The organism is Variovorax sp. V213, from assembly GCF_041154455.1.
GTDB lineage: Bacteria > Pseudomonadota > Gammaproteobacteria > Burkholderiales > Burkholderiaceae_C > Variovorax.
Genome location: NZ_AP028665.1, coordinates 711,602 through 735,927, shown reverse-complemented (window position 1 = coordinate 735,927; position 24,326 = coordinate 711,602). Strand labels below are relative to the sequence as shown.

The window sequence follows — 24,326 nt, the reverse complement described above, 5'->3', positions numbered from 1 at the left end:
AGGACCCTCATGTCGCTCGAAGACAAGGATGTACTTCGGACTTTTCCATTAGAGGAGGCCAGTTGGCGCCTGCACATGACTCTGGGATACCAACTGAGAGGCGAGCTTGGCCTTTGGCATGCGACCGCGACACAGGCGCTTTTCGACGACATGAATGCCAAGATGCCACATCGCCTCGTCATCGATGGTGATACGGCATCGGGCGCACTCATAGATGCGCTTTGGCATGATGCGCGCTCACGCGGCTGAAGCCTCAACCATCAGACCGCACCCGGCCAAGAGCGGAACTTCGCTCGGTCCGCGCAGAGCTGTCATCGCGCACCCTTGGGCTATGGCACAGTGCTGCGGCAATCCCTTTCACGCGCAAGAATAGAGTTCAGTCCAACAACTGATGTCGAAGCAATTCACCGAAGGCTGCTACGTAATCACCGGCGCGTCAGGAGCGGGGAAATCCACCCTCGTGGCGGCATTGGGCGACCTTGGGTATGCCACAGTCCCAGAAGCCGCTCTCGACGTTCTCCGCGAGCAGCAGAAGCGCGGCGGCAGCATTCTTCCTTGGACGAATCGCCCAGCCTTCATGGAAGAGGTCTTCAAGCGGAACATCCGCAACCATCAAGCTGCGCATTCGTTGAGGGCGCCCGTCTTCTTTGACCGAGGCATTCCGGAATGCTTGGCCTGGCTGCGGTTGTCCGGGTTAGCGTTAGCGCCTCATCACTTGGCTGCGCCCGCACAATATCGCTACGCCCTGACGGTATTCGTGATGGAGCCCTGGCCGGAGGTGTACGTCCAGAATGACGAGCGCCGCGCAAGCTTCGAGCGGGCAACTCGCTCCTTTGCTCCAACTGTCGATGCGTATGTCGAGGCGGGCTATTCGACCTGCGTCATTCCAAAGGTGTCGGTGCAGGCGCGCGTAGCGTTCGTCCTCGACAAACTGGCAAAGATGACGTGAGGCTACAGTCGGCCAGAACCGGCCGTTCACCGCGGTGGGCAAAACTCGGCCAACACCAGACGTTCACTAGATTCCTTCCTGTTCCTGCGATGACATCCGATGAGCTCCGCGAGTTGATTTCCAATGCACGCTGGTTCGAGCGTGCGGGCTCCTTTTCGTCGGAACCTGGTTTCCTAGCGATCACGTCCTTGACGTTCTGGGATGACGAGAACTTAACCACTGGCATCCCGGCTCTGGATATGACCCTGGGTTCGATGGTCTGGCTGCCCCAGTCGACCCAAGATCCGGCCCCATTTGAGATGCCTCCACAGATCTCCAGCACCGCCGGCAACGATGAGTATCGGCTTGCTTTGGCTTCCCTCCGAAGCAGCGACGGGCTCGCATGTCTGCGTTCCTCCTGGCACGACTATTCTTGGCCGGCGATGAAGACCGCGGCGTATGCAATGCGTTTAGCCGCAAAGGAGATTGCCGGGCACGCGCCAAGCCAATGGTGTGCGATAGCTCGCATCTTCTGTCTTGGCAATTGGCCTCTTGGGGTATCAGGTGACCTAGTTGTCGTCTATTGATGCTGCGCCGCCGGAGGCTTCTTAATACAGTCTGATCCCGATCGCTCGGTGTCGTCCGAAGTCGAGTCGACAACCGTTTTGCAGCAACGAAAAGACCGCTTCGGGTCCATTCACGACGGTCCCCCGACCGGCTACAGTCGGCCAAGAACGGACATTCGAGGTCGAACTCCAGTGAACCAAGAAATGACAACAGACGACGTTAGGTAAAGAAGGTGGACGGTCCGATCACGTGTCCTGACCCCTTCATAAAGCCGACACTCTCCAGCAGGCTTCGACTGCTTTCGGCCGCCGGGCATCTCGAAGTTAGGCATTCATGAAAAATAACCGCCACATCCATCCGGTGCTTGCCGCTCAGTTCAAAGCTCGGCTAGCATCCTGTCGCTTCTTAGAAAATTTCAACAGGACAACTTGGGAGGGGATGAATGAGAGCTCATGTCATCGGGCGATGGCTTGCCGTTATCAGCTTGGCGCTGCTGACCGGTTGCGCCGCGTCGATCGCCACGCGTGCGCCGGACGGCCGGCTTGATGTTCGACTTCCTGCAGAGGGAACGGACGGGTATGTGCTCCTCAAGGTCGTGTCCACCAGACCGATCAGTCTGCTGAATCCGAAGTGGCAGCAGATCACATTAATCTCCGCGCAAGGCATTCGTCATGAAGTGCCCGATTTGACTCCAATGGCCATGGGAGTATTTGGAGGCAGTTCGGTCCCCACCGAATCATTGCACTTCGGCCGGTTGCCTCCCGGCGAGTACGAGTTTGCGAGTGCCGGCAGCATCGGGCCCGGGCCAGGTTTGCTGCTTGCGTTGATCACCAGCGATCATGCGTCCCTGGACAAGCAGGTGCCTCGCTTCAAGATCGAGCCGGGACGCCTTGCCAACCTGGGAACTGTGGTGTTCTCGCCTAGCACGGGGGACAAGGAGCCGGCCCAGCTCGTCCTGCTTGGCGGCGCACGAGGTACCGCGGAAAGCATGCGAGCGCTGCTGGACGACTCCCGCAGTGCCCCCGCGCTGCGCCCGGGCGGAGGCTGGCTCCAGATGCCCGCAGACGAAGCGCAGGCCGTTGCTCGCGCAAGAGGGCTGGTGTCGATGCTGTCTCCCATTGGATCGCGAAGCGGAACCCGCATGGTGGCTGGATCGCACTTGGGCGAGATCGTCGAGCGCGTGGCCCCAGGGCGCTGGACATCGGAGCCGCTCGACACGCTGGCGCGTGTGAACTTCGTGTCCTGCTGGAAAGATGAAACGTGCGTGGCTGGCTCCGAGTTCGGCCGCTACGCCATCAAACGCCGCGGTGGTTCCTGGGAAGCTCGCCGATTGTCGAGCGAGTATGGTCATGTCGCATCCATCCAGGACTTGTCTGAAGGCAGAGCCCTGCTCGTTGTCACCGACCGGCTCAAGGGCGCCCGCATCTTGGTTCAGGACCAACTGAGCAACGATGAGGCTGCGCCTAAGGAACTCGGCGCGGGAATTCAGGATGTGGACGAGGCAAAGCTGCCCGCTCTGCTGTTGGATCATCCAGACGCCCTGCTGATGGCCAGAAACGTTCCCGGCTTTCGGCGCGAGACCCTCATCACACGCGTCGACAAACAGTCTCTTCGGGTAACGACGAATCGCGAGAAATTCTGGGTCAGCAATTGGCAGGTGCTCCCGGATGGGGAGATTGCCGTCACCCGCATGAATGGCATGACGACGTACTTCACCAGTTCCAAAGATGGCGGCAAGACCTGGGTTAGCACCGAGCGCACCGTGCCGATCGGGATCTATTGGCGGGATCAGACCCGTGCATTGGGCATTCAGCCAACGCCTGGATTCAGTACTGTCAGCAACCAGGTCACGCAGACGACCGACGGCGGCAAGACCTGGACGTCCTTGGGCCAGCCGTTCCGGAGCGCCGACTTCGCGGCACGAATCGTGTACGCCGATGACCAAGAAATCCTCGCGGAAGACGGGAAGCGAGTCTTTTCATCGCTCGACGCAGGAAAGACATGGACACCTCGCTTTCCACGGGAGGGCGCGAACTCCGCTCCTGTCGCTGCTTCACCGCGTCCGCAACCGGGTCTCTGATCCTCACTCGGTTGCTACTCTTTCAAAGGCGAGGAAGGCTGCGTAGTGTGTAGCTAACCGAGCATCTTGAATCCGCCGCCATTAGCGGTCGTTCGCCTCTGTGGCGATCCGTGGCAGCCGCGAATTTTCAAGGTCGCGATCCGGTCTCTCTCAGCGCCGATGTGGCGCTTCACCTCCGAGTAGGGCATTTCATGGGTGTTTCCGCACACGTCTACTGCAACTGCCTTGAAAAAGGTCTCGTCGCCTCAAAACCGAAAGCTTATTGGAATTTATTCGTTGACTCTGATGGTTCAAGAAGCACCCAAGGTCTTGATCTTGAAACGGAGCTCGAATTTGATCGCTGGAATGGATCAGCCTGTCAACATGAGTTTGGCATCTATGTGAGCCGGCCGATAGGCAACGTTGCTCTCGTCAGTATGCTTCGGGATTTGCTCTGTGCTAACGACATGGAATCAACTTTCCCTGTTCTGTTGGGACATGTTCTGTACAACGGCACGCACGGTGGTGATTCAGTGCCGATGGAACTGATGCCTCAGCTTCGCGAGGAGGTCGATCAACTCGCTAGAGTCAGCTGCGACGAGCCGAGTACAGATGCGTTTTTGAGAGGCTTTGTGCAGACGATGCAAATCCTATATGCGGCAGCGAAGACGCTCGATAGACCTATCTGCTTTTGACCGCTCACCATGGAGCAGGCAATGCTGCTACCGGCCACAAGCATCGGTGATCGGGCGGGTTGATTGACCCGCGGAGTTCTCTTCCTAGACTCGTAAGCCCACTACGAAGGAGAGCTTGAATGACCTACTTCACCGGAATCGATGTGTCCCTGAGATCCGTCTCGATCTGCGTCGTGGACGACCGTGGCGAGGTCTGCCGAGAGGCGAAGGTCGACGCACAGGTCGATGTCATCGCCGCCTGGCTGCACGCCTTCAGTCCTGAGTTGAAGTCCGTCGGCTTCGAAGCCGGCGCGCTGAGCCAGTACCTGACCTACGGTCTGCAGGCCGCGGGCTTCGAGGTCATCTGCCTGGAAGCCCGGCAGGTCAAGAACACCCTGGACGCCATGCGCAACAAGACCGACCGCAACGACGCCCGCGGCATCGCGCAGATCCTGCGCACCGGCTGGTACAGCCGCGTGCACATCAAGAGCCTGCACAGCCACCGTGTGCGCGCACTGCTCGCCAGCCGCAAGGCGATCCTGGCGAAGTGCGTCGATCTCGAGAACGAGCTGAGGGGACTGTTGCGCGTGTTCGGCATCCGCCTGGCCCCGCGTGTGGGCCACGGATCCTTCGACGCCCAGGTGCGCCAGACCTTCGCCGATGACGAGATGCTGTCCTGCGCGCTCGTGCCGCTGCTGGACGCGCGGACCGTGCTCTACAAGACCTACCTGAAGCTGGACAACGCGGTCAAGGCGCTGACCAAGGCGGATCCGCTGTGCGTACGGCTCATGTCCATCCCGGGCGTCGGTCCTGTGACCGCGCTGACCTTCAAGTCCGCCGTGGACGACCCGGCCCGGTTCAAGTCGTCGCGCACTGTGGCGGCCCACTTCGGATTGACACCCAAACGCTACCAGTCCGGCGAGATAGACAACCCTGGTCACATCTCGCGAGCTGGCGATGCCGACGTGCGGTCGGCACTCTATGTGGCGGCGCACTCACTGCTCACGCGCAACGCGCAGTGGTCGTCGTTGAAAGCCTGGGGAATGCGGCTTGCCAAGACAAGAGGCCATCGACGCGCGGTGATTGCCGTGGCGCGCAAGCTGGCCGTCATCCTGCACCGCATGTGGGTGGAAGGCTCCGAGTTCCGATGGGGTGCTCAGGAGCCTGTGGCCGTGAAAGGGTGACCGTGCGCGGGTTCGTGCACTGACTGACAGAATTGAAAGGAATCGAGGATTGAGCGTTCAGGTGTAGACGATGGTCCGGATGAAGCCGTAAATGTCTGCTGCGCTTTAAAGCGCGTCCATAAGCGTGGCTCTCCGCTCCGTCTGACCAATGCGTGCAGCGCCGACCTTCGGGTCGGGACGACTGCGTAGAGAAGCGTGACCTGCACCGAGACGTTCTGTTCGACGAAGCCAAATACCGAGATACTCTGCGCTTGACAAAATGGCCCGATCAGAGAAGCCGACGTTCGCTACCAACGGCAAGCTCGTCGTCACTTGTCGCGGGCTCATCTGCCCGTCCGCTGCGGTAGCAGATCAGCCGCAAAAGCGGTGGCCCATCGGCCGTGAGCTCTGCCAGGGGCCGTAGATGATCTGTGTCGAGTGCTCGAAGTGCATGCCGAAGGAGGTCAAATTGGTCTGCATCAGGCACGACCAGAGTTTCAGCTGTAGCGTTGCCTAGGAACTTGTCAAACGTGGTCGCCGCCACGTCGGGCTTGTCGACGCAGTTCACGATATTCCGGAAGACGACGGACATTGCGTCACAGGCTTCGCTGCTCCGTTCTATTGCCTCCATCTCAAAGTAGTACTGCGTTGGCAAATCGAACCACACGCTCGAGTCTGCATCGACCAGCCTGATGGACGACCTTTGGGCAAAGTATCCGCGCAGGTTTTGAGAGTGCCCCCGCGGGCCTGAACGGCATGATCGTGGAGGTCTGGATCGGCATGGGACAGGGCGAGCCCGCTACCTCCCTGTAACACTTGCCCGACATGAGCCTTTGGACGAGCGCTACGCCATCCATTACGCTCCATGCCTGTTGACTCGCGATCGTTGCCACCAGTTTGGGGCCGGAACTCGCCCTCCTGACTGCTCGTATCCCTGTAGGGCTTCGCCGCCGCTACTGGGTGCTGGAACATGAGTCCCGCAACTCCAGTTATCTCCTCGCGCGGCCCCGGCCGCGCGTTCGCCGGTCGGGTCGCCCGAGCGGGCTTTTTATCGAGGAAGAATCGGTGCGGCGATCCGCTGTTCGAAGACATGCGGTTCCTCGAGGTTGTGCCTTCCGTCGCGCAATGAGACCGGAAAGGCGAGTGGTGGCGCCAGCACTGCGCGCGTTTCCAACTGGATATAGACCTTCGCAGGTCCATCGTCGGCCAGGATGGTAGTTACAGCGACAACGTCATCACGCTGGCGAACGACGGCTTCTAGTTGCTTGGCGACCTGCGTTCGAAGCCAATCGTGCGTGGCTTGCTCAGCGGTTTCTGCATCCTCGAATGGCGCAACGATTTGGCGCTTCCCGTCGGCGAAGAATGCGATCCCAAATGGGGGAAGGTCTCCCATTGTGTTGAGGATTGCTTCGGCCGCATCCGCTGAGCTGTACACCGCGCGTTCGGCGAGATCCTCTGGCAATTCATCAGTCATAGCTTTTCGGCTTTCTGGTCCAAACTTCTCACGCAGGAACATCCCCGCTCTCCAAGCGAGGATTTTGCACCCGCTCTAAGGCTCGCCGCCCCCCACCGTGTGCCCGGAACACTCACGCGCATGGCAACTCACTAGCAGGCAAAGAAATCATCGCGCGGCAAAATGCCGTCATCTACCGCAGTCGGCCAAAACCTGTCGTTCGCAACCGTCATCAAAAATGGACATCACTCGCATCCAGCGCTCGGTCTTCTTCCGCTATCAGCACGTGACCGGTCCAAAGTGCATCCTTGTTTCCGTTCGATTTGGAAAGGTGCCAGCACATGGCCCAACATTGATTCGACTACTCGCGATGGATCGGACGGAAAGCGCGGTCCAGTTTGACCTGTCGAATCACGTGTCCGAGATACTTGCTGGGGTGGCTCGGGCAAACTCTGAACTTGGAAGCCGCCTTGAAGTTGAGGCGATTGAGGTCGTCCCCGACGACTATCCAGGAAAAGGACAGGCCGAGCACGTCGCCTACCAAATCGCCATGGCCGTGGGTCGGGGCGAGGTATAGCCGTAGTCGGCCAAGACCGGCCGTTCGCCGTGCCGGCACAATTAGCGCGAATATCCAAGAGCGGCGCGTTCGCCGACGTAGAAGAAAAAAAGCATACTGGAGTGAGGACATGCATTCGATCTGGGACCATCTCCCGTGCGTGATAGGCGCAGCGGCCTTCGCCGTCGCACTTAGCGCATGTACACCACCGGCACGCGAATCGATGGTATGCAAATCTCTTTCCTTTAGCATCAAGGAAAGCGAATGGATCGATGTGAGGCGGCTGATGCATGATTTCGCGATCGAAAGCCTCGGGAATCCACCATTCCTCGACAAGAGCTATGAAGATCCAGTAGGTAAACGCTACGTGAACCTCATGATCGAACGGAGCCATGTCGCGATTCGAGTCAGTGGCTTTGTCTTTCGTGACGGTGAAAAGGTAACCCTCAGTGTGGTGGATGCAGGAGCCGCTCCAGATACCCTCCAGTGCAGTTCATGGATTCGTGCAGACTATGACAACGCGCGAGCCAAACTGGAAACCCGTTGGACGATTTCGGAGTCGCCGGACTATCACGAACCGGTAGTGCGATAGCGGCAGCCGCCTGAGAAGCTGCAATGACTGACGAGGATTCAACGTCGGCTTTGAAGCTGCCAGAGAGGCAGCTTCGGGCCCTAAGCTCCAAGGCAGCGACCGGCTACAGTCGGCCAGAACCAGACATTCCTCAGCGACTCTCAGTGAACCCCACCAAGCAGTACATCGACCTGCTCTGGAAGCACCAAGACGACGAGGTGGCACGCTGAGTACCGTGCACCTCAGCCTTCTCCGGGCTGTGGACCTACACCACGGAATGGGACGCGACCCACAAAAAGATTGGAGTTTCATGGCTAATTGGAAAGGGCGACTCTCCGTCCTCGCCTTTGGTGCAGCCATCGCGGGTATCGGCTACCTGCTGTGGGCCGGCGGTGATCAGGTTGGTTTCTTGTTTGGGCTCATCGGTGGTGCTTGCATCGCTGTGAGCACCATGCTGCCGAATAGCCTGTTTGAGAAGACCGTTAGCTTTGTCGGTCGATTCGTAAGCAGTCAATAAACCACGCCCTTGCGCGTGGTGTCAGAGCCGATGCGCGCAGGACGGCCTACGCGCCGCCGAGTTCAAGGTTCCAGGGCAGCAGCGCCTCGTAGTCGTCGACCGTTTGCGCCAGCGGCAGCTTCTTGAACAGCGCGACGAGGTAGCGGTAGGGCTCGACGTTGTTGGCCTTGGCGGTCTCGATCAGCGAGTAGAGATTGGCGCTCGCGTTGGCACCGCCGACGGTGTCGGCGAACAACCAGCTGCGCCGCCCGACGACGAAGGGCCGGATGGCGTTCTCCACCGGGTTGGAGTCCAACGGCCAGGAGCCGTTGTCCAGGAACCGCACGAGCTTGGGCCACTGACCGTGCAGGTAGTGCAGCGCTTCACCCAGCAGACTCGACGGCGCAACGCTGTGCAGGTGCGTGAGCAGCAAGCGCTCGATCTCGCGCACGATGGCGGCGCTGTAGCGCGAACGCAGTCGCAGGCGGCGCGCGGGCGTCCAGTGCCTGGCCAAGGACTCCGCACGGTACAGCTTGCCAATCAGCCGTACGAACCGGGCCGCGATCTGATCGGACGAGCGGGCTGCCTTCGGGATGGACTCGTCAGCCTTGATGAACGGCCTGCGCGCGTGCACCCAGCATCCAAGGTGCGTGAGACCGCCGGCCTTCGCGATGCCGTTGTAGACCTCGTAGCCGTCGGTGATGAGCGTCGTTCCGGGACGGATGCCGGCATACAGCTTCTCGGCGTGCACGGCGCCGCGCCCCGGTGCATAGGCGAACAGCCGTACCGGTGGACCAGTGCCATTCATCTGCGCCCACATGAAGCTCTTCGTCTGTGCCTTGCGCCCAGGCTCCTTGAGCACCTGGACCGTGGTCTCGTCGCCGTAGATCAGGTCCGAGTCCAGCAAGTGGTCGCGCAGCAGGTTGATGACCGGCTGTACAGCCTGGCCGATGCGCACGATGCCGGAAGCCAGCGTATTGCTCGCGATGTCGCCACCGAAGCGGCGCAGCAATACGGCCGTTCGGTACAGCGGCATGCCGAACTGGTACTTGCCGGTGATGACCCAGGCCTGGGCCTGCTCGGTGAGCAGCCCGCGCGCGATGATGCGCGCCGGCGTCGGTGCAACCTTCAGGCTCTGATCGCAGCAGGGACAGGCGTACTTGATGCGGTGGTGCTGCAGCACGCGCACCTGTTCGGGGATGACATCCATCTGCTCGCTAACCTCGGCGCCGATCTCCACCAGCGCGTGCCCGTCATGCGCGCACACACGCTCGGCCTCGGGCAGTTCGTGGCGCACGATCTCGCGCGGCAGCGCAGGGTCCAGCGGCTTGCGTCCGCGTTTCTTACGTTGATGGCCCGCGACCGGTGTCGACTCCTCTTCGTCGATGTCTTCGACCTCGGCCTGCGGCGTCTGATCTGTGGGCGCGAGCGCCTCGGCCTCGTTGAGGAACAGGTCCTTCTGATCGGTGCCGCGGGCTTCGCTCTTGGCGGCGAAGAGCTGGCGCTGCAAGGACCTCAACCGCTCGAGCGCCAAGTCCCGCTCGGTGGTCGCTACTCGAAGCGCGCCGGCCAGCGCATCGCGCTCGGCGATGAGCGCGACGAGTTCTTCAGCGGTGATGGTGGCGGGCGACGACACGCCCGCTTGGATCGGCATGCCCCATCATTGTTCCTTCAGGCCACGCTGGAATAGCGCAGACGAGAGTGGCGTTGCACCACCGCGATATCGATGCCCTCCAGCAACCAGTGCAGCTGTTCGGCCGTCAGCGTGGGAACCGCATCGGCCGAGGGCCAGATGAACCTGTCCTTCTCCAGGCGCTTGAGCAACAGCCAGAAGCCGTTGCGCTCCCAACCCAGGATCTTCACCCGGTCGCGCCGGCGGTTGCTGAACACGTACGCGCACGAGGCGAACGGGTCCAGGCCCAGCGCCTGCTCCACCAGCACGGCCAAGCCGTTGATGCTCAACCGGAAGTCCACCGGCTCGCGGTGCAGGTAGACCTTCAGCCCTTCGTCGAAGCGGAACATGGCAATCGGCTCAACATCTGCACCAGCGTCGGCAATTCCTGCAAGCTCGTCTCGCCGAGATCGAGCTGCACACCGTTGGGCAGCCGCACCTGCAAACCGACCATCGGGGTCGATGCCGCCAAGGAGCTCTCATTCGGGATCACCGCCACGGCCGTAGCAGGTGTGTGGGCTACCGCGGGCGCAGCCACCGCACGCTCGCGCTGCGGCGGATCCTGTTCACCCTCTACGCGCACGGCAACGAATGCCGCATCGTGCGTTCGCGCGATGTCACCAGTCGGCACCTGGGCACTTCGCCGCTGGTAAGCCGTGATCCACGTCCTCAGAAGGTTCGTGTTGACACCGTGCTCCATCGCCATGCGTGCCACCGACACTCCCGGCTTGAGGCAGGCAACGATCAATTCCTTCTTGGCAGCTTCGTCGTAGACGCCGCGACCGTCACTCTTGCGTCCCACAACCAGCCGGCTTCTCAACTCCGCGTACTGCTCTGTCATCTCTACATGTCCATGTTGCTCTACATGGGCACGTAGCCTCACAGCTCATCGTTCACTCAACAAGGGCGTGGTTAATTGACCGCGTACGTCGATTCTGGTAAGGCTGCGCAATCGTGGATGCAACAGCTGTCATCGGCCAGAACCAGAAGTTGAAGGACGGTCAATGAAACGTGATGAGGTTCTTGCCGCCGTGCTCCAGTCGGCAGACCGCTTCGGAGCGGACAATCCCCAGCAATTCGCTTTTCTCCGGTCTCGGCTGAGCCGCTGTGCATCCGCTGAAGTTTTTGCAGGCCTGTTCGCGGTCTTCGTCGAGAGTGCGCCCAAAGAATTGCGGTCTCAGCGGCAGGAGCTGGCCGGCAGATTGCTCGATACAGCAGAGCCGACCAAGGAGTTTGACCTGGTCGAATGCATACGGGCGTCCCTGCCGAGCTACGACCTCAGCGTCGAGCAACTTCCCCAGTATTTCGCCCGAGTGCTTGGGAAGCAGGCGGCAATCGATGCGCTCGCGTCAGTGCAAGCGACTGAGGACTTGAGTGATGGAGAGATTGCTGCAGTGCGAACCATGCGCTGGTGGCTCGGAGACCCGACGGCTGGGGACCAAGGGTAGGACCTTGCCGCCGTCACCGGTCGCCGCCAGAGGCCACTTGCATCGCGCCAATTTGAAGGTCTGCTTCGGAGAATTCTGTACAGCCGGTTCGGGCCCGAAGCTCCGACGACCGCAACCGGCTACAGTCGGCCAAGACCGGTCAGTCGCGCCGTGTGGAAAATTCGGCCAGAAGCGGCTGTCCGTTAGGCTTGGCTCATTCACCACAATCGACAGCGGCGAGCGGTGTTGTAGCGTCAGGCCCCGATGCCGGGCGGCCAGTCAAGGTAGTAGTTGCAGCTCTTGGGGAGCGGATTTCCATCCATGATGTACGCTGCCCACGCGAACAAATTCAACATATGCTTAGCGCCGGCAGGTGTCAGGCCGCAGGACTCGGCGACTTCTGGCAAGCGCGCACGACAGACGTCAAGATGGCGTCGTACGCCCTCCCGTCCACCGAGGTAGGTATTGAACTCGTCAAGATCGATGCCCAAACCGGAGACTCCGTAGGTGCCTGCCACGCCCGGTGCATCGGTATAGACGGCCATGACATCGTGGCCTTCAAGAGTCGCAACAGTCGTCAGCACTTCGCAAAAGGCATCTTTCATCCCATTGCTGATCCAGAGGTCCGTCTTGTTGTTGATCCAGATGGGGGCGCCCATAAGGTTTGCCTTTGAGTAAGCCTTTAGGAGGTGTTTGGGTTGCAGACCTCAGCGATGCTGGGTGTTCGCGGCTGTCGCTACGTAAGTTGAGTTGAATGCCAGCTTTGGAGAAGATGCTACATCCGCTTCGGGTCCTTTGCGCAGGCGACCTGTCCAGCTACATTCGGCCAATAGCAGACCTTCCATGACAGCACCCAGTCCACCGTTCATGATGTTCAGTCCCTTGTTGTTGGACGCGCTGAGGGCTTGCCAGTACAGCCCAACGGCGACCTGCAGTTACGACTTGATGGCAGGCGGTCTGATCTGGAATGACGAGCTACCTCCGAGGACGGAATACGGCCACAACTTGCGAGCATCAGTGCACCTTCGCAAGGTGATTGCCTATCGAGCGTCACTCATGCTGGACGAGCCGAGAACCGACCTGGAGGAAGACTGGATCGAGTTGATGCGCCTTCTTCCTGCGTGGCCTGGCTTCAGACCCGAGCGAGTTGCCGGTGAAGCACAACGCCTTCTGAGGGTGCACAAATACAAAGAGTCAAGGGCAATTCGGCAGCTCGAGAAAGATGGGTTTTGACTTTCTCCGATAGATCGTCTTGGTGTTCACTGTGGGCGAAGGAGTCGACGACACTGTGGCAGGATGCGCTGCACAGCAGACCTAGGAGTCGGCGCGTCGTCTCAAGAAGTCGAACACCGCCTGGTTGAACTCCAGCGGCTTCTCGAAGTACGCAGAATGCGCGGCCTCCTCGACGACGACGACCTCGCTCCCTGGCAGGCGCTGGCCGAGTTCGCGCATGACCGACGGCGGAACAATCGGGTCTTCGGCGCCAACGAGAAACATCGTCGGGCAAGCCAGCTGGTCGATCTCCGCGACGGCGAGCAGGTTCTCGGGCTGGTTCAGGCGCAGTACGGCCTCGCGCCAGGCTTCGGGCGCAATACTGTGAGCGCTCGGGTTGAAGTGGTTGATCTGCGCGTAAAGCGCTGCAAGCGCGGGCTGCGCCTTCAAGAACCAGGCGCCCAGCGAGCGCTGCTCGATGCTTACCGCGGAAACTGTCTTAAAGCGCCGCTCGATGCTGTCGACCAGCGTCGGGTGGTCGATGGCCAGCGACGTGTCACACGCGACGAACGCGGCGACGCGCTCGGGATGGCGCAACGCGAGCCGCAGCCCGATCATCCCGCCAAGCGATTGACCGACGACCATCGCGCGCTCGATGCCTTCGCGCGCCAGTACCGCCAAGGCATCGCCGACGAAGAGCTTCAGCGAGAACTCCTCCGGCGGCGCCACCGAACGACCGAAGCAGCGGATGTCCATCGTGAGACAGGTGTACTGTGGCGTGAAGGCCGGCAATTGCTGCCACCAGGTGGCGGCGTTCGAGCCGGCACCGTGCAGAAACAGGATCGCCGGGCCGGCGCCGTGACGCTCGTAGTAGATGTCGCGTTTGTTCGATGTGACAAAAGGCATGAGGGATGGGCTCGGATTTCAGTTGGCCTTGAGTTGCAGGCTGCGTGTCAGTGCACCCCAGCGCTCGGTGTCGCTCTTGACGACGCGCGTGAACTCGTCGGGCGCCATCGTCATCGGCGTGATGCCTTCGGCGTCGAGCTTCTTTTGCAGCTCCGGCCTCGTCATCGCTTCGCGCACTGCTTCGTTGACCTTGCGCACGACTTCGGGCCGCGTCTTCTTCGGTGCCGACAGGCCCACCCAGGAGATCACCGTCAGCTGCTTGTAGCCCAGCTCCTCGAAGGTCGGAACTTGAGGGAGCTCGGGGCTGCGCTTCGGGCTGGACACCGCCAGCACCCTGAGCTTGCCGCTCTGGATGTACTGCATCGACCCGCTCGGCGGAATCACGGTGACAGCGACCTGGCCTCCCAGCACATCCATCAGCGCCGGCGCGCCGCCCTTGTAGGGGATGTGCACGAACGAGGTTTGTGTCGCCTTCTGCAGCAGTTCCATCAACAGATGGCCGGTGCTGCCGGCGCCCGAGCTCGCGTAGTTGATCGCGCCCGGCTCGCGTCTGGCGCGGGCGATCAGATCGGCGAAGGACTCGATGCCGGACTGGCTGTTGACCACCAGCCATTGCGCGCCGCCGCCGATCATGGCGACGTGGGTGAAGTCATTGACGATGTTGAAGGGCACGTTGTCGTACATGCCTTGGGCGATCGTGTTCACCATGCCCGTCATCGTGAGCGTGTAGCCGTCGGGTGGGGCCGCGGCGCCCGCCTGGGCGCCGATGATGTTGCCGGCACCAGGCTTGTTGTCGATCACCACCGGTTGCTTGAGCAACGACGCCAGCTCCTGCGCAAGCGGTCGCATGGTGCGGTCGTAGGCGCCGCCGGGCGGGGTCGGCACGATCACCCGGATCGGCTTGGACGGCCAGACCTCGTCCTGCGCATGGGCCGGAAAGGCGCCGAGCAGGCAACAGACAACCGCGAGCAGCGGCCATGGTTTTTTCACGTTTTGTCTCCTGTCGCGTGGCTTGCTGCCCGCTGTTTGTGGAGTTGCCATCATCCCCGAGCAAGCCATCGGCGACAAATTAAAAACGGCACTCTCCCATTAGACTTGCCGATACCTTGAGCCATGACGCATCCGTCCTCTTCAACCGCCTGCTCGCGCGCGGCAAGTTTCGGCATGTGCAGATCCTCTTGAAAGTGGCAGAGCTGGGCAGCCTCCAGCGGGCGGCGGACTCGATCGGCATGACGCAGTCGTCGGTGACCCAGGGCCTCGCGTACCTGGAACGGCTGCTGGAAGTTCAGCTCTTCGAGCGGCATGCGCGCGGCGTGCGGCCCACGCAGGCGTGCGAAGACCTCTTGCCCGTTGCGCGTCGCATGCTGATCGGCGTCGCCGACGGCGCCGAGGTCGTCGCCGCGCGACGGCAACGCATCGGCGGCGCCATCCGCCTCGTCGCCTCGGTCGGCGCGATGAACGGGCTCCTGCTCGACGTGCTGCCTCGCTTCGCGCAACGGCATCCGGATGTCACCGTTCACCTCTCGGAAGCCGAAGGGGACGATCAGCTGCTGGCCATCGCACGTGGCGAGGCAGATCTCGTGGCATGCCGACGGCCTCCCGTGATCCCGGAAGGCTGGCACTTCATACCGGTGCGCGAAGATCGTTTCGCGGTCTTGGCGCGCGCAGACCATCCACTGGTGCGCAAGCGTTCCCTGGGCTGGCCGCAACTCGCCGACGAGACCTGGCTACTCGCCCCCACGGGTTCGGCCGCCCGTGAGCGATTCGACGAATTGACCGCGAACCTGCCTCACCCGATCCGCACCTATCCGGTCGTCACTCGATCAACGGCCATGTTGTGGTGGCTCTCGCAGCAAGAAAACCTACTGTCGTTCCTGCCGCTTAACTTCGTGCGGCCCCTCCTCGATGCCGGCTTGCTGCGCGAGTTGAAGCTACGGCCGCTTTACATGCTCGAGCCACTCGGCTTGATGTGCCCGATCGCAGGACCGTTCGGGGCGTGGCGGCAACTGGTCGACTTTATGAACCCTGAAGTACCGCATTGAGAGAGTTTGCGGTGGGCTCGCGGCGCTGTCGATCTGCACCATGGCGCGTGGGGCCGGCCTCGGGTGGTTCGAGCTAATAGAGTTCGAAGATCCCGTTTTGCTTGCGCCCTAGAAGAAGTGAGGGTGCGTGCGCGCGTCATGCGTGGGAAAGTTCGAAACGACAGTGGGTCACGTCGGACGGAACGGCAAAGCCTGCTGGCCGGCGCTTCCCCTCGTTTCCCATCAGGTACGTATCCCAGGCGTCATCGACCCGCTCGACGGCAATGATTCGTCCGAAAGCGTTGAAGCGGTAACGCATGGTCCGTTCCTTTCGAGCGGTCACCAGGACCGATGTCCGCTCCTGGCCGCATTCTGCCGTCAGGCAGACCTAAGCCTTACTTCGCTAAATCGCATCCGCCGAAGGTCGCCCTGCGACTCAAGTTGGCCGGATTCGACAAGCTGCTCGACCCGCTTTGCGAAGAAGACGTCGGGAACTCCACTTGGGCGATCTGGCATCGACAGCATCGCCATCCCAACTACGCGTGCGACCTTCCTCCAATCGTCGGCAACTTGCGAAAGAAGTGCCGCATCGATAAGCGCCAGCTCAGCTAGAGACAGCTTTGCAACCCGCGCACTCTCTGCGGGCGAAAGCTCGGCATCGTAGGTGTCGTCGTCGTTCATCGTGCTAACTCGTTGGTCGGCAGGGCCGTATCGGATGTCCGCTCCTGGCCGACTGTAGCCGCTTGCGACGGCCGGAGCTTTGGGCCCATCCCGGCTGTACGCTTTGCTCCAAAGCAGACCTCCATTGCCTCTGGCTCGGCCCGACAACCGCCGACTTTGGCTTCTCGGCCGGGAACGAGTTTTGTGGCGCTATAGGCCGCGACGACGAGTACGAATGCTCACAGCAGACTGTTTAACAGCCGGCTACGCGGCTCAACTCAAAGGGCGCGCGACGAGTTCCCGCAGTACAGCGTCCAAAGGAACCGTTCCCTTGCGAACCTTGTTCGGGTTCTCGAACTCGATCCATCCTTCGTTGAAACCGTCCAGCATCTGAATGCGCGGCAAGGGGTTGCGCATGCCCTGTGCTCTGAAAAGCGCCTCCCAATTGGCGCGCGGCACCACCTCCATGCGTACGTCGTGGCCCAGAACGCGAGCAAACCCCAGAGCAATCTCGTTGGGCGTCAAGCGCTCGCCTTCCAGTTCAACAATGCGCTTGCCCTGCCAACTTTTCTGAAGCAACTCAGCGGCGAGGTGTCCAACATCCGCGGTGGCAACCATGGGCACCGGCTTGTCGAGCGGATATAGGAAGCTCGGAATGACTCCCGTCGTGCGTGCAGGCCCCACATCCCAAGCCGCGTTCTCCATGAACCAGGCAGCGCGCAGGAAAGTCACGGGCAAGGGCAGTGTACCCAGGCTGGTCTCCTGCAAGGAGTGCTGCTGCAACAGGTTGGGCCGTGATGACTGAGCACCAATCGTCGACAGCGAGACGAGCTTGCCGGGCAGCGTCTGCCCGAGCGCCTCACGGACTGCCGCGATGACGCGGCGGGCCTCCTCAAAGTCGGGTGAAGGGTCGAACACTGGCGGCAAGACGAAGAATACGCCCTCAACACCGGCGAAAGCTTTCTTGAGTGCTTCGGCATCGTCCAGCGAGGCAATGGCAACTTCGCAGCCGCGCTGCTTCCATGCGACGCCCTTGCCGGCGTCGCGTACGACGGCGCGAATATCCTTGCCCGCTTCCATGAGCGCGCGCGCAACGGCGCCGCCTACCTGTCCCGTGATTCCCGTAATGGCAAACATCCAAACTCCTTGTTTTCGGCAGAAATTGCCTCGGCGCAGGAAGTTTGAACTTCGACCATCCATTTCTCAATGACATGAATGTCATTTCATTCATGCTTGGTAAGCATTAACGCCGCGCGCCAGCGCTACCGCAAAAGACCGACGATGAAGTCCAGGAAGGCGCGCGTCTTCGCTGGCAGATGCTGACGCGACGGGTGAAACGCATACAGCGGAAACCGCTCGTCGGGCCAATCGGGAAAGACGTTGACCAGCCGCCCATCGGCCAGCATCGGCTCAGCGCCCAGATCCATCACCTGGGCGAGGCCGTGGCCGGCGAGGCAGACGCTGTAGAGCGTGCCAGCATCATTGACAGTCAAAGCTCCGTCCATGTGGAACACCAGCTTCTTGCGGCGCTTGTGAAATTCCCATGGAAATGGCCGGCCGGTTGCAGAGTCCCGGAACAGGATGCAGACATGACCGCCCAGCGTCAATTCGCGTGGATCCTTGGGGTGTCCGTGGCGCTTCAAGTAGCCAGGGGAGGCCACTGTCAGCATCCGTGTGTCGAGCAACTTGCGCCCGATCAGCGTCGATGGCCGCGGATGGCCGAAGCGCACTGCCAAGTCGAAGCCATCGGCAACAAGGTCACCCAGCTCGTCGCGGGTGATCAGTTCGAGCTTCAATTGCGGGTACGCATCGAGAAACGCGCCAAGGCGCGGCCCCAAGATCAACCGAGAAAAATACGGGTCGATGTTGACCCGCAGAACGCCGCGAATGGTGGTCGTTCCTTGCGCTGCGGATGCCGCTGCTTCCTCGAGCCCGGCGAGCAACGGCGCCACCTGCTCATAGAAGCGCCGGCCTTCGTCCGTGAGGGCGACCGACCGCGTCGTGCGTTCGAGCAGGCGAATGCCCAGCCGGCCTTCGAGACGTGCGATGGCACGGCTGACGCCCGACTGCGACATCTGCAGGATGTCGGCCGCCGCCGCAAACGTGCCGCTGTCGATGATCGCCGCGAGAACGCTGATGCCGTTCACAATTCTTTCGTCGAATCCTGCCATTAGCGCCTTGCGTGACTGATGAGAATCGCTAGTCGCTGCGTCTTGCGCATTATTTCCACCCGGCCTCGGTGAACGCGAGTGGCAAATCACGCGCAGTGATGTGCGCTGGCACCGCCAGCTTCATCATTGCGTCGAAGCTCGGCCGAAGGTCGCCAACGAACGGCCCGGCCGAGGGCACTTTGACTGCAAACGCGAATATCGCCATGGCCTGATGATATTCAACAGGGCGGCGGTGCCGGAAGGCCGGTTGTGGCCGCATTCTGCCGTCGCCTAAACGTGTCCCACGTCATCGAGCCGGCGAAGCTCCTCGGCGCCCTCCTCGGAAGCAGGAAGATATTTCGCAGAATCTGCGGAGTGATAGGTCGACCAGCCTCACTGACAAGAGGCTGATACCCGCCACGTTCCAGAGCCGAAAGCAGCGCTCGCGCTTTTGCAAAGACGTCCTCTGCTCGATTGCAGAAAAGCTCTTGGTCGAACACGGGCTTTCCGGCGGAAAGACGGTCTCGCACGTCAAGAACTCCGAAGTTTGTGATTCGCCGAACTTCGCTCACCAACGAGGCGGACGGGTCACACGGCGCTATAGAAATGGTCACGCGGCTCATCTTCGATGGGAGGTGATGGGGAATGACTGGTCTTGGCCAGCTAGCCCCCGTACCGCCAAAGAAGAACACACACAGCCAGTCCCGCAATCATGCCAATTCCTCCTGCCATCTCAGTCTGCACGACGAGTTTGCCGGCTTCATTCCTTGCGAAGCCATGCCATGGAAAGACCCGTTCGCGGTCTTCTGGGCCCTGCACTCTGATGAGACCGAGTGTCAAGATGGCGGACACGAGTAGTCCAAAGATATTTGCGATGGCCTCCCCGAAGATAAGGAGGAAGACGCCGCCAACGATGGATACAACAATCTCTGGATTGCTAGGCATTTTCAGCAAGAACAGGTTCGCTGCTCTGTTGGGGCTCCAAGACTACCAGTCAGTGCGCACACGCTTCGGGAGGCGGAGTCAAACGTCCGGTCTTGGCCGACTTTAGCCGGTCGCGACACCATCCTGAATGGGCGGTTCTTGGAAACTTCGCAAAGCGATCACTCAGGCAAAGCCTCAGGGTCATCCGGCAATCCGCCAGCTCCCAATCTGCGCTCATTGGCAGAGCTTGATCCAGCGTTCGAGTCGCCCCACCACTCGCGAAGTGTTGAGTCTGCCGATCGAGCCTTCCATATCCTCGTTGCCCTCGCTTTGGCATAGCAGCACAACCTCTTCACGCGCGTCGCCCGTGGCGAAGAAACCTTCACGGTCAAGTTGCTCCATCGCGGCAATGCAGGCCTCGAAGAGACCCGCATGCAAGACGTCGAATTCAACGTCGCAAGGCAAGTCGCTGCGGTGGCATGACAGGATCATGCGGTAAGCGATGTCGAGGAACTCACCGCCCTCCGTGTAGGGCCATTCGGCGGAGCTCCAGACCTCGCTTTCATCGTCCATGTCGCCCGGAGCGCCCAAAGAGAGATCGCTGGCTGCATGGACGATGGTCATCGCACCGTCATCGCTGCCAAGCGCGAAAAGACGGATGGTCTTGTCAGGATGAGCCGCGCGAATGGCCTGAAAGGTGTGGCGAGCACCTTCGCGAATCTCTGTAGTGAGCAAGGGGAAGTCGATTCGAGCGGGATCGTGTATGCCGTGGCGCACTCGTTTGTAGCCCTGCGCCTCGATCTCGTTGCTTCGCTGCACGAGGGCTTCCTTTGCGGCTTCGGGACTTGCGAACTCGGCGACCAGGGAGTGCCCCATGGTGTGCACCCTGCCGTTCGCGGTCCACAGCGAGTTGCCGAATTGGCGCAGTTCGTAAAAGTTCGTGGGAACCTCGTTGTCGAAACGGTAGAACAGTGACCAGGTCATCGACGGGGAACTCCTTCTGGGGGGCGGCTGGTGACGGATCTGGAAGACCGCGAGTACCTCCAGTATGCAAGCCGCTGGCACAGCCTGCGGCGGCTGGTCAGACGTTTGCAGGGTCAGTTCGGAATCAGCTGGGCTGCGGCCTATTTGAAGATCATCGAAATCGCATCTTCAAAAGCCGGCAGATCCGTCCCGACGTGGTTCGTTGAATATGTTTTTTCCATCACCGTTAAGCCCGGATAGCCGCGCTGCAGCAGCTTTTCATACATCTCGCCTACCGACACGTAGTTGCAGCCCACAGGATCACCGCATCGCGCGAGGATCAACGTGGCGTTGATGGCCTTGCCTTTCTGGGTGTCGTACATCTTCTGCTCGAGGTTGTTCGTATCGTCCTTCTGAAAACCATAGGAGCCTTCAAAAGAAAGGAAGTGCGTGAAAGTGAGTGTGCCGCTGGCACCTTCAAGAAAAAGCGCATGGCCCGTCATGCTGCCGCTGAGCGAAAGCCCTGTGAGGATGCGCTTGCTCGGATCGGAACGGTACCTGGATTCGATGAACGGCACCAGTTCCGACCTGAGAAACTCATGATAGGGAAGGGCCCCGGGAAAGGTGTAGTCGGTGCTCCTACGTATGGTGCCGCCTATCCCGATGAGGATGGCTTCGACGCGCCGTCGTTCGAGTATTTCCTTAAGGTTATGGAAGCGCGAGACCGGTGCATAAGGAGCATCGCCGTCCAGCGCGTAGATAACGGGGACCGCCGCGGAGCTGCCGCTGTATGAGGGCGGCAGGTATATCTGCAGCTCGTAGGTTGCGCCGGTTTGTGCGGAGCGGATGCTTGCGGTTTCCGTTCGGCCAGTAGCCGGTGGCGTGGTGGTGGGGGGCCCACCCGTTACGGGCAGTATCGGCAAAGCGGCACCGCCGCCGCCCCCACCTCCGCCGCCGCAGGCTGTTAGCGCAATGAGAAGCGCGCCGCAGACTGCGGACATGAGCGCGTAAAGACTCCCTCTGAATTGCATGGTGGCTTTCATTCTTGTCGAGGCATTTCGTAACGCCCAGGATCATCGTCGCGGCATATGTCAGTGGTCAATGACCTCCGTTCGTAACCACCTCCCTGCGCGGCTCCGGATGAGCAACCCTATGGGCCAGTACCGCGAGCGATGGTCGGCGCGTCCGGCCGCCAAGCAAAAAGCCGCCTGGGCCCGCAATCGGGTCCACAAGCGGCTCAGCGTGGGGTATTTACACCTTAGCGCTCGAACCCGAAGTCGGGTACCGCTTCTTCCTCTCCCCAGAGGATGATGTCTCCCTCGTGCGCTGCTGTGACAACTCTGCCCTCGAACAGCCACTCGCGGTGATGCATTGACGATATTCCGGCGGCAATTTGGTCAACATGCTGGATGACTTGTTATGGCCTAAGCGCCCCTCGGCGGTTCGACACCGATGATTTGCTGGAGCAGAGCGAGGTCGGGAACGACTGACTCGACTGTGAAGAGGTCTTCTGCAAGCCCTGTTCCATTGTGGGAAATGCCGATGATGAAGTCTCGTGCGAACTGCGCATGCAGCCGTCCCATGAAGCGCGCGCTTTGCTCGACATCCAAGAACCATCCCTCGGACTCGTGCCTGACGTCAGGGAGTGCAAGGTTGAGACCTAGGTCCCACGACGGAGGTCGCCGGCATGAAGGCCATCGTCAGTGCCTCGCCGATTGACTACCCATGGAATCGCAATCCGCCATTCGCCTTCCTTGGCAAAGGCGTCCAAGCGTCTTTCAACTGGATCGGCGATTTCATGAAGGTCGGCGCCATCAACGTAGGCATACAGCGTGTGTTCAGACATGGGGGTGAATGTCTGGTTGTGGCCGATAGTACCTATTCACGTCAGCGCACCGAACGTCGGCAGCCAGTCTGAAGCGCGCATACCACGATGGGCGGCTACGCAGCGATCGCGGTCTGTCGTGCGTCTGCAATTGACGTCCGCTTCTTGCTAGTGAACTGCCCCTCAACGCGGCTGCTCCGACTACCAGCGGGAAGAAAAGCTGGCCACAAAAGCCGGGGCGATTCAGTTCGCCCTGTGCTGTTAGCCTTACATGGTCGGCAGAGCCTCTGCCACGCCAACTCCGGCCATCGTGCCCAATTTTAGAAGTGAACTCACTATGATCAGCCCGCTGTACAACGCCTCCGTTCCCGTCATGCAGCAGATGCTGCGCGCCATGTCCGACGTGCTCAAGAAGGCCGAAGACCACGCGACGCAAAAAAATATCGATCCAAATGCGCTGCTGCAGGCGCGGCTGTTCCCTGACATGTTTCCGCTAGTACGTCAGGTACAGATCGCCGCAGACTTCTCCAAGGGCATTGCCTCCCGCCTGGCTGGTGCCGAGGTGCCGTCCTGGCCCGACACTGAGGTCAGCTTCGCCGACCTGCAAGCGTTGATCGCCAAAGCTTTGGCCCATATCGGCTCCTTCAAGTCTGAGCAATTTGATTCAAGCGAGAGCCGCGAAATCGTATTGCGCCCCGGCACCCCCAAGGAAAAGAAGCTGACCGCAGGCGCATATCTTCTGCACTATGGACTGCCGCAGTTTTTCTTCCACGTGACCACCACCTATGCCATCTTGCGCCACAACGGTATTGAGATCGGTAAGCGCGACTACATGGGTGCCTACTAACCCAAGACAGACAGAAGTTCAGCCACTCTGGCCATAGCAACTAGAGCCTCCGTCGCTGCGCGATTTCAGCTAGCTGTGGATGGAGGCTTTATCTACCCTAATTTGCTTGGCGCCTGGTCAAGCTGACCAAATGTCTCCTGCGTTAGTCTGTGAATTACACAGTCGACCCGTTGCGAGCGTTCGACGTTGGTCTGCCGATGGCGGCTATGCAGCGGTTGCCGCCATCTCTCGGCCTTGCGCCAATGGGTACTATCGCCAGGACTAGACATTCAGCACGGACGTCCAACGAGGCACGTGAGGACCTTCGTGAGCTTGCTCATGGCTTAATGGCGGTCTTTCAAGACTGAGGAGCGCGCAACACGCATAGCGCGAGAAGGAACGCTTCGATGAAAAAAGAGAGTTGGCTGACGCAGCAGGCGGATGAATGTGCGCGCCTTGTCTTCCGACGGCGCCTCTTTCTCTATCGCGTAGCTGTCTTGGGTCTCGTACAGATACGCCCAGGTCAACGTGCGATCAAGGAGTTCGCGGTTGAGGGAGGTGACGAATTCACGAGTGGCCCCAGCACATCAAAGTCCAGCGCGTCCTTGATCGCCGGCGTGCGCTCCACTGTGACGCAGTAGTCCCAGGTTCCGAGGCCGTTGAAGTTGACTCGCCATCGAGAGTCGCGGTCGGTGCCGCCTGTGTAGTAACGACCCTCGTCGAACAAGTCAACATAGCCCGCGGTGACGACCGGCTGGGCCACCACCTGGTTGCCGGTGAAGTGTTCCCACGCGCTGCAGAGCATTCGCACGTATTGTCCATTCGGAGTCGCGGCGAGCGCCGCGGCCAGGTCGGCGCCGGCGAGGTGCTTGGATGCGCCTGCAAGCACCTGCAAGCACCTGCAAGCACCTGCAGGTTCACTCCCTCATGCTTGAGGGCAAAGAGCAAGTGCGCTACAAGGTCGCCGTCGGCCGGCGCCATGGCACCCGGCACGCCAAGTGCTTCCGCCGATGACATGATGCGCGTGACCGGTTTCTATAGCGGGTCGGCTCACTTCGAAGATGGGCAGGTCCAGGCTTGACCGCACGTATTCGTAGCCCACGTAGGCCATTCTTTTCCTAAGTGTTGCAAGATTTCCTGCATACTAGGCCTTGGATCCCAGAATTTTGTCATTCCGCTGGCGCCTCCCAATGCCACGTCGGCTGCCCGCTCTGGCTCTCTTCCCAAGAGAGTGCGCTTGCTATGGGCTGCAGCCCGGGTCGAACGACCGCTC

Annotated in this window: 28 protein-coding genes; 13 read left to right on the top strand and 15 right to left on the bottom strand. The window is 60.7% G+C overall.

Features of this window, described 5'->3' with window-relative positions:
- Window positions 1-9 precede the first annotated feature (9 nt).
- The 6 genes from ACAM55_RS28670 (at window position 10) to ACAM55_RS28645 (ending at window position 5,412) form a co-directional block, all read left to right on the top strand.
- Window positions 10-249, top strand: coding sequence for a hypothetical protein (locus ACAM55_RS28670; RefSeq protein WP_369656652.1), 240 nt, complete (start codon window positions 10-12; stop codon window positions 247-249).
- 142 nt (window positions 250-391) lie between these two features.
- Complete coding sequence (locus ACAM55_RS28665) at window positions 392-949, top strand: AAA family ATPase (protein WP_369656651.1); 558 nt, start codon at window positions 392-394, stop codon at window positions 947-949.
- An 89-nt stretch (window positions 950-1,038) separates the two neighbouring features.
- A complete protein-coding gene (locus ACAM55_RS28660) occupies window positions 1,039-1,515 on the top strand; it encodes a hypothetical protein (RefSeq protein WP_369656650.1) in 477 nt (158 codons plus the stop codon).
- Between the two features lie 422 nt (window positions 1,516-1,937).
- Window positions 1,938-3,575, top strand: a complete 1,638-nt coding sequence (locus ACAM55_RS28655) for a hypothetical protein (protein ID WP_369656649.1) — start codon at window positions 1,938-1,940, stop codon at window positions 3,573-3,575.
- A gap of 110 nt (window positions 3,576-3,685) precedes the next feature.
- Window positions 3,686-4,249, top strand: coding sequence for a hypothetical protein (locus tag ACAM55_RS28650; RefSeq protein ID WP_369656648.1), 564 nt, complete (start codon window positions 3,686-3,688; stop codon window positions 4,247-4,249).
- A 119-nt stretch (window positions 4,250-4,368) separates the two neighbouring features.
- Entirely contained in the window at window positions 4,369-5,412 is a 1,044-nt protein-coding gene (locus ACAM55_RS28645) for an IS110 family transposase (RefSeq protein WP_369656647.1), read from the top strand.
- Between the two features lie 268 nt (window positions 5,413-5,680).
- Here ACAM55_RS28645 and ACAM55_RS28640 read toward each other — a convergent pair whose 3' ends face one another.
- Both ACAM55_RS28640 and ACAM55_RS28635 read right to left on the bottom strand, forming a co-directional pair.
- The gene (locus ACAM55_RS28640) at window positions 5,681-5,983 is read right to left on the bottom strand and encodes a hypothetical protein (RefSeq protein WP_369656646.1); all 303 of its coding nucleotides are present in this window, start codon (window positions 5,981-5,983) and stop codon (window positions 5,681-5,683) included.
- A 456-nt stretch (window positions 5,984-6,439) separates the two neighbouring features.
- A complete protein-coding gene (locus ACAM55_RS28635; protein WP_369656645.1) occupies window positions 6,440-6,907 on the bottom strand; it encodes a hypothetical protein in 468 nt (155 codons plus the stop codon).
- A 175-nt stretch (window positions 6,908-7,082) separates the two neighbouring features.
- Between ACAM55_RS28635 and ACAM55_RS28630 the strand changes: the two genes are divergently transcribed.
- The 3 genes from ACAM55_RS28630 (at window position 7,083) to ACAM55_RS28620 (ending at window position 8,488) form a co-directional block, all read left to right on the top strand.
- Window positions 7,083-7,421 (top strand): hypothetical protein, encoded by a 339-nt coding sequence (locus tag ACAM55_RS28630; RefSeq protein ID WP_369656644.1) that lies wholly within the window; start codon window positions 7,083-7,085, stop codon window positions 7,419-7,421.
- Between the two features lie 109 nt (window positions 7,422-7,530).
- Window positions 7,531-7,992 (top strand): hypothetical protein, encoded by a 462-nt coding sequence (locus ACAM55_RS28625; RefSeq protein WP_369656643.1) that lies wholly within the window; start codon window positions 7,531-7,533, stop codon window positions 7,990-7,992.
- Window positions 7,993-8,281: 289 nt separating this feature from the next.
- The gene (locus tag ACAM55_RS28620) at window positions 8,282-8,488 is read left to right on the top strand and encodes a hypothetical protein (RefSeq protein ID WP_369656642.1); all 207 of its coding nucleotides are present in this window, start codon (window positions 8,282-8,284) and stop codon (window positions 8,486-8,488) included.
- A 46-nt stretch (window positions 8,489-8,534) separates the two neighbouring features.
- Here ACAM55_RS28620 and ACAM55_RS28615 read toward each other — a convergent pair whose 3' ends face one another.
- Genes ACAM55_RS28615 through ACAM55_RS28605 form a run of 3 tightly spaced genes read right to left on the bottom strand, consistent with a single transcriptional unit; the run spans window position 8,535 to window position 10,980 of the window.
- Entirely contained in the window at window positions 8,535-10,121 is a 1,587-nt protein-coding gene (locus ACAM55_RS28615; RefSeq protein WP_369652063.1) for an IS66 family transposase, read from the bottom strand.
- A 17-nt stretch (window positions 10,122-10,138) separates the two neighbouring features.
- A complete protein-coding gene (tnpB, locus tag ACAM55_RS28610; RefSeq protein ID WP_369652062.1) occupies window positions 10,139-10,489 on the bottom strand; it encodes an IS66 family insertion sequence element accessory protein TnpB in 351 nt (116 codons plus the stop codon).
- On the bottom strand, window positions 10,465-10,980 hold the full coding sequence (locus ACAM55_RS28605; RefSeq protein ID WP_369652061.1) for a transposase: 516 nt from the start codon (window positions 10,978-10,980) through the stop codon (window positions 10,465-10,467). Before ACAM55_RS28605 ends, tnpB begins: the two co-directional genes overlap by 25 nt.
- 163 nt (window positions 10,981-11,143) lie before the next feature.
- Between ACAM55_RS28605 and ACAM55_RS28600 the strand changes: the two genes are divergently transcribed.
- Window positions 11,144-11,587, top strand: coding sequence for a hypothetical protein (locus ACAM55_RS28600; RefSeq protein WP_369656641.1), 444 nt, complete (start codon window positions 11,144-11,146; stop codon window positions 11,585-11,587).
- A gap of 233 nt (window positions 11,588-11,820) precedes the next feature.
- Here the strand turns inward: ACAM55_RS28600 and ACAM55_RS28595 are convergent, their stop codons facing one another.
- From ACAM55_RS28595 to ACAM55_RS28585, 3 genes are all read right to left on the bottom strand, one after another.
- Window positions 11,821-12,225 carry a hypothetical protein gene (locus ACAM55_RS28595; RefSeq protein WP_369656640.1) on the bottom strand — a complete coding sequence of 135 codons (405 nt, stop codon included), beginning with the start codon at window positions 12,223-12,225 and terminating at the stop codon, window positions 11,821-11,823.
- Between the two features lie 655 nt (window positions 12,226-12,880).
- Window positions 12,881-13,684 (bottom strand): alpha/beta fold hydrolase, encoded by an 804-nt coding sequence (locus tag ACAM55_RS28590; RefSeq protein WP_369656639.1) that lies wholly within the window; start codon window positions 13,682-13,684, stop codon window positions 12,881-12,883.
- Window positions 13,685-13,702: 18 nt separating this feature from the next.
- The gene (locus ACAM55_RS28585) at window positions 13,703-14,674 is read right to left on the bottom strand and encodes a Bug family tripartite tricarboxylate transporter substrate binding protein (protein WP_369656638.1); all 972 of its coding nucleotides are present in this window, start codon (window positions 14,672-14,674) and stop codon (window positions 13,703-13,705) included.
- Between the two features lie 116 nt (window positions 14,675-14,790).
- Between ACAM55_RS28585 and ACAM55_RS28580 the strand changes: the two genes are divergently transcribed.
- A complete protein-coding gene (locus tag ACAM55_RS28580) occupies window positions 14,791-15,726 on the top strand; it encodes a LysR family transcriptional regulator (RefSeq protein WP_369656637.1) in 936 nt (311 codons plus the stop codon).
- A gap of 136 nt (window positions 15,727-15,862) precedes the next feature.
- Here the strand turns inward: ACAM55_RS28580 and ACAM55_RS28575 are convergent, their stop codons facing one another.
- The 6 genes from ACAM55_RS28575 to ACAM55_RS28550 all read right to left on the bottom strand — a co-directional run bounded on the left by ACAM55_RS28575 (window position 15,863) and on the right by ACAM55_RS28550 (window position 21,445).
- Window positions 15,863-16,024, bottom strand: coding sequence for a hypothetical protein (locus ACAM55_RS28575; RefSeq protein WP_369656636.1), 162 nt, complete (start codon window positions 16,022-16,024; stop codon window positions 15,863-15,865).
- Between the two features lie 59 nt (window positions 16,025-16,083).
- Complete coding sequence (locus tag ACAM55_RS28570; RefSeq protein WP_369656635.1) at window positions 16,084-16,386, bottom strand: DUF3658 domain-containing protein; 303 nt, start codon at window positions 16,384-16,386, stop codon at window positions 16,084-16,086.
- A gap of 252 nt (window positions 16,387-16,638) precedes the next feature.
- Complete coding sequence (locus ACAM55_RS28565) at window positions 16,639-17,502, bottom strand: NmrA family NAD(P)-binding protein (protein WP_369656634.1); 864 nt, start codon at window positions 17,500-17,502, stop codon at window positions 16,639-16,641.
- 125 nt (window positions 17,503-17,627) lie between these two features.
- The gene (locus ACAM55_RS28560) at window positions 17,628-18,536 is read right to left on the bottom strand and encodes a LysR family transcriptional regulator (RefSeq protein WP_369656633.1); all 909 of its coding nucleotides are present in this window, start codon (window positions 18,534-18,536) and stop codon (window positions 17,628-17,630) included.
- Window positions 18,537-19,673: 1,137 nt separating this feature from the next.
- Complete coding sequence (locus ACAM55_RS28555) at window positions 19,674-20,423, bottom strand: DUF4303 domain-containing protein (RefSeq protein ID WP_369656632.1); 750 nt, start codon at window positions 20,421-20,423, stop codon at window positions 19,674-19,676.
- Window positions 20,424-20,563: 140 nt separating this feature from the next.
- Entirely contained in the window at window positions 20,564-21,445 is an 882-nt protein-coding gene (locus tag ACAM55_RS28550) for an alpha/beta hydrolase (protein ID WP_369656631.1), read from the bottom strand.
- A 644-nt stretch (window positions 21,446-22,089) separates the two neighbouring features.
- On the opposite strand from ACAM55_RS28550, the gene ACAM55_RS28545 reads away from it, so the two are divergent.
- Complete coding sequence (locus tag ACAM55_RS28545) at window positions 22,090-22,320, top strand: hypothetical protein (RefSeq protein ID WP_369656630.1); 231 nt, start codon at window positions 22,090-22,092, stop codon at window positions 22,318-22,320.
- Between the two features lie 244 nt (window positions 22,321-22,564).
- Window positions 22,565-23,074, top strand: coding sequence for a DUF1993 family protein (locus tag ACAM55_RS28540; protein WP_369656629.1), 510 nt, complete (start codon window positions 22,565-22,567; stop codon window positions 23,072-23,074).
- Window positions 23,075-23,576: 502 nt separating this feature from the next.
- Here the strand turns inward: ACAM55_RS28540 and ACAM55_RS28535 are convergent.
- Window positions 23,577-23,948: a hypothetical protein gene (locus ACAM55_RS28535; protein WP_369656628.1), complete on the bottom strand. Its 372-nt coding sequence runs from the start codon at window positions 23,946-23,948 to the stop codon at window positions 23,577-23,579.
- Window positions 23,949-24,326: the final 378 nt, after the last annotated feature.

Coding starts and splice junctions, on each gene's coding strand:
- ACAM55_RS28630 (WP_369656644.1), top strand. CDS start 7,083: ATGGACATCACTCGCATCCAGCGCTCGGTCTTCTTCCGCTATCAGCAC.
- ACAM55_RS28645 (WP_369656647.1), top strand. CDS start 4,369: ATGACCTACTTCACCGGAATCGATGTGTCCCTGAGATCCGTCTCGATC.
- ACAM55_RS28550 (WP_369656631.1), bottom strand. CDS start 21,445: ATGAAAGCCACCATGCAATTCAGAGGGAGTCTTTACGCGCTCATGTCC.
- tnpB (WP_369652062.1), bottom strand. CDS start 10,489: ATGTTCCGCTTCGACGAAGGGCTGAAGGTCTACCTGCACCGCGAGCCG.
- ACAM55_RS28570 (WP_369656635.1), bottom strand. CDS start 16,386: ATGAACGACGACGACACCTACGATGCCGAGCTTTCGCCCGCAGAGAGT.
- ACAM55_RS28620 (WP_369656642.1), top strand. CDS start 8,282: ATGGCTAATTGGAAAGGGCGACTCTCCGTCCTCGCCTTTGGTGCAGCC.
- ACAM55_RS28670 (WP_369656652.1), top strand. CDS start 10: ATGTCGCTCGAAGACAAGGATGTACTTCGGACTTTTCCATTAGAGGAG.
- ACAM55_RS28540 (WP_369656629.1), top strand. CDS start 22,565: ATGATCAGCCCGCTGTACAACGCCTCCGTTCCCGTCATGCAGCAGATG.
- ACAM55_RS28560 (WP_369656633.1), bottom strand. CDS start 18,536: ATGGCAGGATTCGACGAAAGAATTGTGAACGGCATCAGCGTTCTCGCG.
- ACAM55_RS28590 (WP_369656639.1), bottom strand. CDS start 13,684: ATGCCTTTTGTCACATCGAACAAACGCGACATCTACTACGAGCGTCAC.
- ACAM55_RS28665 (WP_369656651.1), top strand. CDS start 392: ATGTCGAAGCAATTCACCGAAGGCTGCTACGTAATCACCGGCGCGTCA.
- ACAM55_RS28635 (WP_369656645.1), bottom strand. CDS start 6,907: ATGTTCCTGCGTGAGAAGTTTGGACCAGAAAGCCGAAAAGCTATGACT.
- ACAM55_RS28595 (WP_369656640.1), bottom strand. CDS start 12,225: ATGGGCGCCCCCATCTGGATCAACAACAAGACGGACCTCTGGATCAGC.
- ACAM55_RS28575 (WP_369656636.1), bottom strand. CDS start 16,024: ATGCGTTACCGCTTCAACGCTTTCGGACGAATCATTGCCGTCGAGCGG.
- ACAM55_RS28600 (WP_369656641.1), top strand. CDS start 11,144: ATGAAACGTGATGAGGTTCTTGCCGCCGTGCTCCAGTCGGCAGACCGC.
- ACAM55_RS28545 (WP_369656630.1), top strand. CDS start 22,090: ATGAAGGCCATCGTCAGTGCCTCGCCGATTGACTACCCATGGAATCGC.
- ACAM55_RS28640 (WP_369656646.1), bottom strand. CDS start 5,983: ATGTCCGTCGTCTTCCGGAATATCGTGAACTGCGTCGACAAGCCCGAC.
- ACAM55_RS28660 (WP_369656650.1), top strand. CDS start 1,039: ATGACATCCGATGAGCTCCGCGAGTTGATTTCCAATGCACGCTGGTTC.
- ACAM55_RS28615 (WP_369652063.1), bottom strand. CDS start 10,121: ATGCCGATCCAAGCGGGCGTGTCGTCGCCCGCCACCATCACCGCTGAA.
- ACAM55_RS28555 (WP_369656632.1), bottom strand. CDS start 20,423: ATGACCTGGTCACTGTTCTACCGTTTCGACAACGAGGTTCCCACGAAC.
- ACAM55_RS28655 (WP_369656649.1), top strand. CDS start 1,938: ATGAGAGCTCATGTCATCGGGCGATGGCTTGCCGTTATCAGCTTGGCG.
- ACAM55_RS28625 (WP_369656643.1), top strand. CDS start 7,531: ATGCATTCGATCTGGGACCATCTCCCGTGCGTGATAGGCGCAGCGGCC.
- ACAM55_RS28565 (WP_369656634.1), bottom strand. CDS start 17,502: ATGTTTGCCATTACGGGAATCACGGGACAGGTAGGCGGCGCCGTTGCG.
- ACAM55_RS28605 (WP_369652061.1), bottom strand. CDS start 10,980: ATGACAGAGCAGTACGCGGAGTTGAGAAGCCGGCTGGTTGTGGGACGC.